The sequence below is a fragment of the Asticcacaulis benevestitus DSM 16100 = ATCC BAA-896 genome, from assembly GCF_000376105.1.
GTDB classification, from domain to species: domain Bacteria; phylum Pseudomonadota; class Alphaproteobacteria; order Caulobacterales; family Caulobacteraceae; genus Asticcacaulis; species Asticcacaulis benevestitus.
The window spans coordinates 70,360-81,857 of the sequence record NZ_AQWM01000003.1; the positions used below are offsets into that span (position 1 = coordinate 70,360).

The following is an 11,498-nucleotide window of genomic DNA, read 5'->3' on the forward strand; positions in this document are numbered from 1 at the left end:
CAATTACTAACTGATAGTAGCACATTTCAGGCAAAGAAAAAGGGAGGCCGTGAAGCCTCCCTTCCCTTGTCTTAGCGCCTGTTGATGTCGATGAACGGCACGGCGCCGCCGGTCGTTGTCGGCAGTTTGCCGTCCCACTTCTCGATGGCGCGCAATTGCACCACTTCCGGCGAAGACGATATCGACTGCGCCAGCAGACGGTTGGCTTCGGCCTGACCGCGCGCCTGTTCGATCAGGGCATCGGCCTGCGCCTTGGAGACCGCGACCTGAGCCTGGGCGGCGGACGCATCGGCATCGGCCTTAGTCTTCATCTGGATCGAATCGAGGATCACCTGCGGGTAGCGGATGGTGCCGATCCAGTCGAGCTGGCTGATATTGACGCCCTGTGGCTCCCATTTGCGGTTGACGCGTGCCAGGGCCTTCTGGATCACCTGCTGGCGACCGCCGCGATAGAGGAACTCGACGCTGACCAGTTCGGTTTCCGCCGCGATGGCCGAACGGACATCGTTACGGATCGGGCCTTCAAACATCTGATCAAAGGTCAGGCGGTAACGCTTGTAAAGCGCCGGCGCCTTGGACTGATCAATCCGCATCACCAGTTGCACGTCCGCGGTCATCGGCAGGGCGTTGTTGTCGGAGAAGGTGACCTCCTCGTTTTCCGGCCCGCGCTCATCCTGTTCGCGCGTATAGGTGTAGGTGCGCTGGATCACCGGGAATTCGGCGATGCGCTCACCCGGCAGGTTGATGTGCCAGCCCGAAGGCAGCGGCGTCGGATCGACGCCGGCGCTGGGGCCGAGTGTCCGGATCTTGACGCCGACATTGCCCGGCTGGATGGTCTGCCCGCACGACACCAGCCCGAAAAGGGCCAGCACAACCACGGCACCGGCTATACCGGCGAATTTAAGGTTTTTAGGCACGGCGATACCGTTTCTGTAGTCTGCCATAATGACATTTCGTGCTCTGCGGTCACGGGTTGCCCCCCGAAGGCGCAGAACGACGCCTTTCTGTTTTCAAGAGTAAAGTGAGTGAACCAAGCAGATGCGCGCTCTCCTTTGACGGAGAGTTGGAAGGGTCATGGTTTCGGGGGCTTGATCGCGTATAAGCAAATATGGGCTGGTGCCGAGATTTCGACTTTCGCCGCGCATAGACTTGCGGCTTAGCTTATTTAACTGACGATCATGTTCCTTCATATACTTCCATCCTCGTCATAAGACTTCGTTTGTCTTCGAGGACAGGCAGATATTACACGGAAGCCGGAAAGCTTAAAAGCGAAACACGACAAGGATCACACGGATGTGACTTTGCTACTGTAAGTGAAGCGGCGCCGTCGCGGCTCTGGCGGCCCCCCTTGCCACCCTCTCAAGAATCATCACGCCGTCTTGGCGGCTGGCGCAGGCGGCGCTTTCGCAGCCTTGGCGGCGGCGTCATCCTTCTGGCGGAAGCGCTTCTTCATGCCACTCACCCAGCCGGAGAAGGTATCCGTGGCGGCAGCCGAAGCCGCGAAATCCTTGGCGCTCAAGGTGCCTCCGTCGAGCGGCGCCAGGGCCACGCGCAGAGCGTCCGGCGACGACGCCGTGTCCGAGAACTTGGTGAAGCGGGTCGATAGCCGCGTCAGGGCCGGCTGATCCTTTTGCAGGCTGTAGGCCACCGCCGCGCGGATCACGCGGGCTTCATCGGCCGGGCTCAGCGGCTGCTCGCTCTTCCAGCGGTCGCCCAGGCGCTTTTCCAGCAAGGTCGCGGCAAGGGCATAGTCCTGCTTGTTCCAGTAGATATCGGCGCGCACCTCGTCGGCTTCCGGCGACTTGTCGCTGCCCAGCACGTCCAGCGCCTTGTCCGGTTCATTCAGTTCGCTGAGCGCGCGCGCTTCCAGAATACGGCGCTCGGCCATGACCGATTTCGGCAACAGGGTGGTGCGTGTGTTCCACAGGGCGCCCAGCGCCTTCTGCGGATTCTGGTCCATCAGATAGATGGCGGCCAGATCGGCGGCCACCGACGATTTCGCCACGCCATCAAGACGGTTATTGACCTGATATTCCAGCAACTCGGCGGCCTGATCGAGCAGATCGACATCGACCAGACGACGCACGATCCGGCGCACCATTTCATCGCCATCGGCGCCGATCGGGGTCAGCTCCTTGAAATCGTTGAACAGGCCAAGCGCTTCGACCGGCTGGAGACCATCGGCCATGCCGCCGAGGAACAAGCCCCGGAACGCCTGATTGAGCGAGGTCTGTATTTGGGCTGACTGCGGATTGCTCATGAACGACTGACCGCCGCCCTTCAGCACCATCAGGGCCTCGCGGTAACGACCTTCGCTGAGATAGATCTGGCCCATATTGGCGATCAGTTGCAGCTCGGTATCGTCGCCGCGCCAGCGGAAACGCAGCGTATCCAGCGCCGCCAGGGTCTGGGTCGAGGTCGCTTTTTTGAGATCGTAACCGAGCATGGCGGCGTGCATGGCAGCGGGAGCAGCGATCTCGTCATCCGAAGCCCGCGCCACGGCCTGATACACCTTGAACGCGCGGGCCTTGTCGCCCTGTGCCTCGATGATCTGGGCGCTGACCAGATAGGCGGAAAGCTTTTCGAGCGGGGTCTGCGCCTGCGCCAGAGCATAGCCGATCATGGCCTCCGCCGTAACCAGATCCTTCTGCTGCAAGGCTGAGAAAGCATAGGTCGTGCCTATGCGCACGCGCCATTCCGGCGGGAACTGATCGAGCGCCCGCAGGCCCGCCTTGAAATCCTTGACTGCATCGGCGTGGTGGCCGTCATGCATTTCACCGTAGCCTGCCCACAGGCGCGACGCCGGATCGTTGATCAGTTGTGACGATGACAGATCGGGCACCGCCTGCGCGTAGCGTCCGGACAACATCCGCGCCACCACGCGCAAGCCGCGCACCTGAGGATCTTCCTGCGCGCGCGCATTGGTCTTGACCAGAAGATCGAGCGCGCCTTGCGCTTCATAATAGAGCCCCTGCCCGACCAGGAAACGCGCCATGGCCAGACGTGCCTTGGTGGGGGCGGCCGAACCCAGGCTGCCCTCGTCGGCGGCGGCGACCTGCAAAGCATTATAGCGCGCCAGGAACCCTTCGGCCGGCTTGGCCGACCAGTCGGCGTTCATCATGCCGGGGTAGAGCGCATTCTTGTAAACAAGCGTGGCGTCGCTCGGCCGCGCATTGGGATCGGTGGGCGACAGAGTGAGGCCCGCCGGACGCGACACCTCGATAAGATCACTGGAAGCTGTGACCTTCACATCCGGCGCCATGTGAACAATGACAGCGCCCTGCGCCGTCGAGCTGAGCGTGGCCTCCAGAAGGGTGCGCGTCGTGGAAAGCTTTTTCACCGGCCCGCGCGCCGGGATCACCGCCATGCGATCGCCGACGCCCGGATCACGAATCCAGGCGACACGCGAGGCGCCGGCGAGGTTGAGATTGAGGCTCGGCACACCGGTCGAATCGTCGCGGATGACATCAAGCTCGTTGGCGCGATCATCGAGCGCCTTGCCGCCAAGACGCACCCGCCACACCAGTCCGTCATTGGCCACGGACAGCGCCCCCACCGTCGGCGCTTTCAGGCGCAGCGCGGTGAAGCCGTCATTGCGTATCCATTGCGCATCCTGAACGATCATGCCGTCCTTGAGTGTGGGCGGCAGACGCAGTTCGACTTCGGAATCGAAAACCACCCAGACCGATTCGCCGCGTCGAAACACGGCGGTGGCCACGGGCCCGGCGAACGGGAAGGCGATATCCTTGCCGCCATCGATCGCGCTGACCTCAAGCGCCACCACCGGCGCGCTGGGAGCGGGGTTGACGCGCGCCTTATCGGCCTCCGCCGCCGGCTTCGGATCGCCCTTGATAATATCCTGCAAATTGACGACAACCTTGCCGTCTTTCTTGCCGTCGGTCGGCTTGGCATCGTCCATGGCGGCCGGATTGATCTGCACGAAGACAGCGCCGTCCTCGCGGCCGAACCGGGTTTCAAACCCGTCACTGACCGTCAGCCACAGCTCGCTGGCGCGGGCGTCGGATTTCAGCTCGACCGACTTGATGCCGACCGGCGGATTGGCACGGATGTCACCTAGATCGGGCTTGGCCTGCCCCGGCAGGCGGATCACCACCTGGCCCTTGTCACGCCGGACCGAGGCGCGGCTGCCGATGGTGCCGTAAATCTCGATCCGGCCCGATTTAGCGTTGCGACCGACACGGATATCGATATCGCCGCGTGAAGCGATCTGCGGGGCGGCAATCGGATCGCCAAGCGCCAGACTGGCCATGCCCATGCCAACCGTTGCCGCCACAATAGCGCTGGTGCGCAGGGCGCGGTTCATCGAAAACGGCGGTTTGGACTTTGGCGTTTCAAGCAAACGGCGCGCAAGCTCCATCGTCCGCGCGTGCGGTTCGGGGTGCGCAGGTTCATCCGCGGCTTCGACAGAGGCGTTATGATCTCGAATCATGAGCCCTTAATTTGGCGCATGACGGGTTTAACCAACGTTAATAGGACAGTAATTTAGAAGGTTAACGCTTACTTTTTAGCCGGCGTCGGTTTGGCCGCAGCATTAGCGGCCGGTTTAGCGTTCGCCGCCTGTGGCCCGCTGGCGGCCGGGCCGCCTGTGGTCGCCTTATCAAGCTGCTGTTGCAGGCCATCGGCGCGTTGCATCCGCTTGGCCAGTTTCTCGGTCAGATCACGCGCCGCGTCCGGCGTCATGGCGCCCAGAATGGCGGCCAGACCGCGATCCTTCATCTTGGCGGCGATCGGCAGGCGCACATCGTCGCTCATCGTGCTCAGAATAGCCGCGGCGTCCTTCGGCTTCATCGCCGAATAGACAGCGATGAGGCGATTGGTGTCGTCGTCCTGCACCTTGGTGGCCTGGTCGAGCAGGCCCTGAATCTGCGTTTTCAGCGCGCTCAGTTGCTGGATGCGGGCATCGAGCTTGGAATCCGCAGCCTCAACCAGTTGCGTGCGCGAATTGAGTTGCTGCTCGCGCTGGTCCAGTTCAGCGCGGCGCGTGCCCAGACTTTGCAGGATATTGAGCTCGTTGGGCGACATGCCGGCCTGCTTGGCCAGATCATTGACCGAGGTGGCGCAGATCGGCGCCATCGGAGCCGGGGTGGCCGCATCCTTGGCATGGGTGGCCGCATCAGCCGCCATCAGGGCCGGATCAACACCATAGGTCTGGGTCGGGTCATCGGGCCGGTCGGTCTCACCCTTGGGCGCCGTCCCCTTCTTGGCCGCTGATTTTTCTAGATTTTTTGGCTTTTCGGCCTTCTTGTCACCCTTGACGTCGGCCGCGAAGGCTTCGGCGGCATGAAACGCGCCCGGCACCAGATCAAGGCTGGTGATAGCCTTCATGGCAAGGACGCCAGTGACGGCGACAGCAACGAGCGGCAGGAAACGGGGCAAGGCCATACAGGTCTATCTCTACTAGCGTTTACGCAAAGACGGCACATCGGCGCCGCCAAATAACTCATCTTCGACCGAAACAGCCTGTCGGACCGGCAGGTTGAGCGAGCGGATCATTTCATTGAGATTGGCGACAACCAGTTCTGACATCTGAACGGCGTCGACCATCTCGCTTTCGTCTTCCGGCGTGATCTCCGGCAGCAGACTGGGACGCCCGCGCGACAGATCCTTGCGGGCATAAGGCGTCTGGCCTGGCCGGACGATATCGTTGGTGAAGGCCGTCCGGTCACGCGCTCTGGGCGCTGCCGGTTCTTCGTGGATCGAACGGATGATTTCCGGCGCCGGTTCCGGGCGAGGCGCTTCACGGACAAGCTCAGGACGCACGGGTTCCGGGCGCATCATCGACAGGCTGCGCGCCGCCTCGAAGCTGACCATCCCCTTGTCCAGTTCGCCCTGCACGCGCTCGGCGCGCGCCACCTGGAGATCGAGTTTTTGCAGGACGTCGCGGGCCGCCAGGATGCGGCCATGCAGCAGATCCTGCGATTCGTCCGCGTTGGAACGCAATTCCTTCAACGAGTTATGGGCGCGAATAGCGGCGTCATCGAGTTCATGCACCGCCTTGGCGAAGCCTTCGTGCGCCGCGCGCAGGGCCTTGAGGCGCTTGTCGAGGCGCATGCCGAACCACAGCGCCGCCACCAGCAGCGCCATGAGGATCACATTCATGATGATGTTCGCCATGCTCATGTTTGCTCCCCTACTTCTTCAGGCCCTGCGTCAAACGACGCCGCGCCGCGGAGGCGAGCGGCGAATCGACACGCACAGCGATATTATGTCCCTTACGCCCCATGCGCCCGGTCGTGAGCGGAATGGCGCCGCACTTCAACTGTATCGGCGATTCGGCGTTGGCGTGCAGCATCAGGGTTTCGCCGACCTGCAAATTCAGCACCTTGGACAGCGGCACCTGCTGCTCATCGAGCACGGCGCGCACCTCCATCTGCGTGGTCCACAGTTCGGTGGCCAGGTGGCTTTCCCAGATGTTGTCGCGGCCGAACTTCTCACCCATGAACTGCTGGAGCAGCATCTTGCGGATCGGTTCGAGCGTGGCATAGGGCAGCAAAAGCTCGACCCGGCCGCCACGGTCTTCCATGTCGATGCGCAGCTTGACCAGGATGGCGGCATTGGCCGGACGCGCGATGGCAGCGAAACGCGGATTGGTTTCCAGGCGATCGAGATTGAAACTGACCGGCGTCAGCGGCTCAAAGGCGGCCTTGGCATCGGCCAGGATAACCTCGACCATGCGCTGCACCAGCACGCGCTCAATCGTGGTGTAGGGCCGGCCTTCGATGCGCAGCGCCGCTGTGCCGCGGCGACCGCCGAGCAAGACGTCAACGATGGAATAGATCAGGTTGGAATCAACCGTCAGCAGGCCATAATTATCAAGTTCCTCGGCACGGAAAACGGCGAGGATGGCCGGCAGCGGAATCGAGTTGAGATAGTCGCCAAAACGAATCGACGAGATGTTATCGAGCGAAACTTCGACGTTGTCCGAAGTGAAATTCCGCAAGGAGGTCGTCATCAGGCGGACCAGCCGGTCGAAGACGATTTCGAGCATCGGCAGGCGCTCATAAGACACCATGGCCGAATTGATGATCGCCCGGATACCCGAGCGCTCGTTGTAATCGTCTTCCGAAAGGTCGAAGCCGAGCAGGCTGTCAATTTCATCCTGATTGAGGATACGCTCGGCGCCGGCGGGCATATTGAAACGCTCGCCCATGCCGCCGCCGCCGACCATGGCCTCCCATTCGGCCGCAAGGTCACCGCCGGAGTCGCCGCCACCGCCGCCACTGGGCGCACCCGAGGCAGCGTCGGCTTCAGCGGCAAGCTCCGCCTCCCACGCCGCCATCATGGCTTCCTGATCGACTTCATCCGCCATCAGGTCACCGCCTTGCGGGACTGGGGTTGCAACAGGTACGCGGCACGCTTCATCAGGTCACCAACATGTCAACAATGAGCACAGCGTTGATCTTGTGCGGCGCCAGGATCAGATTGACCCGGCGCAGAATTTCGAGACGAAGCTGCATATTACCTTGCGAGCCGGCAAGGTCTTCCGGCCGCAATTCGCGCAGAAATCCCTGCAGTACGTCGTTGATGCGCGGCTGATTCTCGATGATCAGTTCCGAGGTCTCCTCGTCCGGGCATTCAAAGGTCAGCTTCATCTTCAGATAGGAGGCGCGACCATCAGGCGACTGGATATTGGCCACCATGCCAGGCATGGCCAGATAGGTGATGCCGTTCGGCCCCTCGGAAGCCACCGGCGTCGTCGCCGGATCGGCCTTGGCCTCGCCGCCTTCCTTCTTCTCGCCGTGACCGCCTTTTTCCTCTTTTTTCTTGTCGTCCTTCTTATCGCCGTGACCGCCCTTTTCGGCGTCCTTGCCTTTTTCACCTTCCTTGCCGTGCTCACCCGCCTTGGCAGCGTCCGCTGGCGGCTTTGGCGCCAGAAGCAGAAAATAGGCCGCAGCGCCGCCACCGCCCAGCAGCAACACGGCCGCGGCGATAATGACGATCAGCATCGGAAACTTCTTTTTCGGCGCGGCCTCGCCTTCGGCGCCCTCAGCACCGTCGACCGGCGGGGCATCCGCGTCCTTGGACTTCTTTTCTTTCTTGGCCACTTTCGCCCACCCGTCAAATACACACCAGAGCCGGATGGCTGATCCTAGCCCCAACTCTTAAACAAACCTTAAGCGCGCCCCGCGCAGGGCAGCCAGTCGCCACTATCGCCAAACATGGTTAACGATTACTTGTTACGAGCGCCCCGACGCGGCATTTTTTGCCGCCCACTGATCTGGGCAGATTCGCGCTGGAAAGCCAAGTTTCCTTATCGAGCAAGCCTTTCCGCCTGTTAACCTTCTTTGGCACGGCGTTTGCATGCCCTTAAAATCATGGTTAACGCGCATTTCCGGCGGATTGTTGCACATTATCCATAAGCCTTTGAAGATGAACCTCTAATTCGGGAGCCCGCGCATGGATAATACCAGTTACATCGCCCTGTCGCGCCAGATCACCCTGCAAAGAGAGCTGGATATCAGCGCCAACAATCTCGCCAACATGAACACCACGGGCTACAAGTTCGAGGAATTGCTGATCAATGCCGAGCCGGGCGCTCCGGCCTACAACACACCGATCCGCACCCCGGCCAATTTTGCCTTCGATAACGGCGTCGGCCGTAACTTCACCCAGGGCACGATGAACCAGACGGGGGCACCGCTCGATGTGGCGCTCACCAGCGAAGGTACCTTCTTCGTGGTCACTACGCCCAGCGGCACCGCCTATACCCGCGACGGCTCCTTCACCCTTTCCGGTGACGGCACGCTGATGACGCAACAGGGCTACGTCGTTCAGGGTGACGGCGGCGCCATCGTGCTCGATCCGAAAAAAGGCGAGCCGACCATCTCCGCCGACGGCATTATCTCGCAAATGTCACAGGGCCAGACCGAACGCGTGGGCCGGCTGAACGTGGTACGCATCGCCAATATGAGCGACCTGTCGAAAAATGGCGACAGCACCTTTAGCCTGACCAGCAACGCCGCCGCCCTGCCCGCCACCAACGCCTCCGTGCGTCAGGGCTTCCTCGAAGCCTCCAATGTCAATGCGATGAGCGAAGTGACCAATCTGGTGCGCATCAACCGTGCCTATGCCAGCGTCGCCTCCGTCATCGAACAAAATTCACAACTGAACCGCACCGCCGTCGAGCGGCTCGGTCGCGTCGCGTGATGACGATGACAGGCATCGCCCTCACGCTTTCTTTTGCGTTCAAGCGCCACGCAGGCTTTGCCTCGCAACGGCTCTGGCGCGCCGTCGCGCTTGCCGGATCTTGTGATCCGGAATGCGTAACCCTTTCGAATACCGGAGTATAACCGATGCGTGCTTTGAGAACCGCGACTACGGGTATGGCCGCCCAGCAGATGAACGTCGAAGTCATCTCCAACAACATCGCCAACATGAACACGGTGGGCTTCAAAAAGCAGCGCGCCGAGTTCCAGGACCTGCTCTACCAAAACATCGAGCGCATGGGCGCCCAGTCTTCGGATTCCGGCACGGTCGTACCGACCGGCATCCAGGTCGGTTCCGGTGTGAAGACCGGCAGCGTCTACCGCATCATGACCCAAGGCAGCGCTTCCCTGACCAGCAACGATTACGACCTGTCGATCCAGGGCAAGGGCTACTTCCAGATCCTGCTGCCGTCAGGCGAAACCGCCTATACCCGCGCCGGCAACTTCTCGGTCGACGATCAGGGCCGCGTGGTCACCACCGACGGCTATCTGCTCCAGCCCAACATCAATATCCCGCAGGGCACGACCGACGTTTCGATCTCCAAGACCGGACTGGTGCAGGTCTCGACCAAAGGATCCGGCGCCACGGCCGCCACCACGGTCGGCCAGATTCAACTCGCCTCGTTCTATAATGAAGCCGGTCTCGATGCCCAGGGCGACAACCTGTTCTTAGAGAGCGGCGCGTCCGGCGCACCCAATATCTCGACGCCCGGCGATGTCGGCTATGGCACCCTGCTGCAAGGCTATACCGAATCGTCAAACGTCGACGCCGTGTCGGAAATCACCGCCCTGATCGTGGCGCAACGTGCCTACGAAATGAACTCCAAGGTCATCACCACGGCCGATCAGATGCTGCAGACCACCAGCCAACTGGCGAGGGGATAACTGAATGAAACCCTTTAAACTCCTGGCCCTGGCCTCCATTCTGATGTTGTGCGCTACGGGTGCGCAGGCCCAGATGGCCACCACCTTGTCGCTCAAATCTTCCGTCACTGACGGCGACGGCCGCATCACCATCGGCGACGTGTTCGATAACGCCGGCGCCAGTTCAGGCGTGCTGCTCGGTTATCGTCAGGGCGCCACCACCGTGCTTGACGCCGGCATCGTCCAGACCATCGCCGCTCGTGCCGGCGCCTATTGGGACAATCCGCGCGGCCTCCGCCGTATCATCGTCGCCAACGGTCCGGAGACGGCCTCCGCCGATGCGCCTCTGCTTGCCACCATCCCGAATGGCCAGGCCAACGCGCCGATCGCCGCCGGCTGGTCGCAGCCTTCCGGGCCGGTCGCCGTCAAGCGCGCCCAACTGGTCGCCGTGACATGGACGCAAAATGGCCTGAGCCTGACCCTGTCGGGTCTGGCGCAGAAGGACGGCGCCATAGGCGATGTCATCCAGATTCAAAATACGTCTTCCAAAAAGCTCATCGACGCGGTGGTCACCGGTCCTGGCGCGGCCGTCGCCGGTCAGGCCGCTACTCAGATGCGTAATCAAACCTTCCTGTCTTCGCGTTAGTATTGGTGTTTCCCATGTCCAAAACCGCCTTTATCGCCCCCGCCCTGCTCGTCAGCCTGATCGCCCTTGGCGGTTGCAGTTCCGTGCGGGAAACCGTCGGCGGCCCGCAACTGACCGCCATGGCCTACCCGGCCGCCCTTGTGCCCCAGGAACAAAGCGTCATGTATCCGGCGCAAAACAACACACCGGCGTCGAGCAATTCGCTATGGCGTGTCGGGGCCCGCACCTTCTTCAACGACCAGCGCGCCCGTCAGGTCGGCGACATCCTGACGGTGCAGGTCGTGATTGATGACAGCGCCCAGACCAGTGATTCAACCAATCGCACCCGCACCAACAGCTTCAGCGCCGCGACCCCCAGCGTCTTTGGCCTGGAGTCTTCGCTCGGCAAGATACTGCCGGGTGGTTACAACGCCTCCAAAGCTCTGGGTAATGACAGCACCTCCACCGGTGCCGGCAGCGGCTCGGTCAAGCGCTCGGAAAAAATCTCCGTCACCATCGCCGCCATCGTTACCGGCGTTCTACCGAACGGCAACCTGATCGTTCAGGGCACGCAGGAGGTTAAAACCAATCGCGAGGTTCGCGTGCTGAGCGTGGCCGGCATCGCCCGTCCCGAAGATGTGTCCTCGACCAACACCATCAAACACACGCAACTGGCCGAGGCGCGTATCTCTTACGGTGGCCGCGGCGACATCACCAACATGCAGGCGCCCCCCGCCGCCCAGGCTCTGATGGAAAAATACTCGCCGTTTTAGATCAAAAAG

General features: G+C 61.8%; 10 protein-coding genes. 4 read left to right on the forward strand and 6 right to left on the reverse strand.

Annotated features, from left to right (window positions below; translation table 11 throughout):
- Positions 1-71 precede the first annotated feature (71 nt).
- From B060_RS0105980 to B060_RS0106005, 6 genes are all read right to left on the reverse strand, one after another.
- Positions 72-944, reverse strand: coding sequence for an SPFH domain-containing protein (locus B060_RS0105980; RefSeq protein WP_018080856.1), 873 nt, complete (start codon positions 942-944; stop codon positions 72-74).
- 425 nt (positions 945-1,369) lie between these two features.
- Positions 1,370-4,450 carry a tetratricopeptide repeat protein gene (locus B060_RS0105985; protein WP_018080857.1) on the reverse strand — a complete coding sequence of 1,027 codons (3,081 nt, stop codon included), beginning with the start codon at positions 4,448-4,450 and terminating at the stop codon, positions 1,370-1,372.
- Between the two features lie 68 nt (positions 4,451-4,518).
- Positions 4,519-5,403, reverse strand: a complete 885-nt coding sequence (locus tag B060_RS0105990) for a MotE family protein (RefSeq protein WP_018080858.1) — start codon at positions 5,401-5,403, stop codon at positions 4,519-4,521.
- A gap of 15 nt (positions 5,404-5,418) precedes the next feature.
- The gene (locus B060_RS26000) at positions 5,419-6,141 is read right to left on the reverse strand and encodes a DUF6468 domain-containing protein (RefSeq protein WP_018080859.1); all 723 of its coding nucleotides are present in this window, start codon (positions 6,139-6,141) and stop codon (positions 5,419-5,421) included.
- Between the two features lie 10 nt (positions 6,142-6,151).
- Positions 6,152-7,330, reverse strand: a complete 1,179-nt coding sequence (gene fliM, locus B060_RS0106000; RefSeq protein ID WP_018080860.1) for a flagellar motor switch protein FliM — start codon at positions 7,328-7,330, stop codon at positions 6,152-6,154.
- Positions 7,331-7,382: 52 nt separating this feature from the next.
- Positions 7,383-8,066 carry a flagellar basal body-associated FliL family protein gene (locus B060_RS0106005; RefSeq protein WP_018080861.1) on the reverse strand — a complete coding sequence of 228 codons (684 nt, stop codon included), beginning with the start codon at positions 8,064-8,066 and terminating at the stop codon, positions 7,383-7,385.
- Between the two features lie 352 nt (positions 8,067-8,418).
- Between B060_RS0106005 and flgF the strand changes: the two genes are divergently transcribed.
- From flgF to flgH, 4 genes are all read left to right on the forward strand, one after another.
- Entirely contained in the window at positions 8,419-9,168 is a 750-nt protein-coding gene (gene flgF, locus B060_RS0106010) for a flagellar basal-body rod protein FlgF (RefSeq protein WP_018080862.1), read from the forward strand.
- A 146-nt stretch (positions 9,169-9,314) separates the two neighbouring features.
- Complete coding sequence (flgG, locus tag B060_RS0106015; protein ID WP_026172639.1) at positions 9,315-10,112, forward strand: flagellar basal-body rod protein FlgG; 798 nt, start codon at positions 9,315-9,317, stop codon at positions 10,110-10,112.
- A gap of 4 nt (positions 10,113-10,116) precedes the next feature.
- Positions 10,117-10,737: a flagella basal body P-ring formation protein FlgA gene (locus tag B060_RS0106020; protein ID WP_018080864.1), complete on the forward strand. Its 621-nt coding sequence runs from the start codon at positions 10,117-10,119 to the stop codon at positions 10,735-10,737.
- A 14-nt stretch (positions 10,738-10,751) separates the two neighbouring features.
- The gene (gene flgH, locus B060_RS0106025; RefSeq protein ID WP_018080865.1) at positions 10,752-11,489 is read left to right on the forward strand and encodes a flagellar basal body L-ring protein FlgH; all 738 of its coding nucleotides are present in this window, start codon (positions 10,752-10,754) and stop codon (positions 11,487-11,489) included.
- Positions 11,490-11,498: the final 9 nt, after the last annotated feature.

Excerpts from the sequence above, each read along its gene's own strand:
- B060_RS0105980 (WP_018080856.1), bottom strand. The coding sequence starts at position 944 with ATGGCAGACTACAGAAACGGTATCGCCGTGCCTAAAAACCTTAAATTC.
- B060_RS0105985 (WP_018080857.1), bottom strand. The coding sequence starts at position 4,450 with ATGATTCGAGATCATAACGCCTCTGTCGAAGCCGCGGATGAACCTGCG.
- B060_RS0105990 (WP_018080858.1), bottom strand. The coding sequence starts at position 5,403 with ATGGCCTTGCCCCGTTTCCTGCCGCTCGTTGCTGTCGCCGTCACTGGC.
- B060_RS26000 (WP_018080859.1), bottom strand. The coding sequence starts at position 6,141 with ATGAGCATGGCGAACATCATCATGAATGTGATCCTCATGGCGCTGCTG.
- fliM (WP_018080860.1), bottom strand. The coding sequence starts at position 7,330 with ATGGCGGATGAAGTCGATCAGGAAGCCATGATGGCGGCGTGGGAGGCG.
- flgF (WP_018080862.1), top strand. The coding sequence starts at position 8,419 with ATGGATAATACCAGTTACATCGCCCTGTCGCGCCAGATCACCCTGCAA.
- flgG (WP_026172639.1), top strand. The coding sequence starts at position 9,315 with ATGCGTGCTTTGAGAACCGCGACTACGGGTATGGCCGCCCAGCAGATG.
- B060_RS0106020 (WP_018080864.1), top strand. The coding sequence starts at position 10,117 with ATGAAACCCTTTAAACTCCTGGCCCTGGCCTCCATTCTGATGTTGTGC.
- flgH (WP_018080865.1), top strand. The coding sequence starts at position 10,752 with ATGTCCAAAACCGCCTTTATCGCCCCCGCCCTGCTCGTCAGCCTGATC.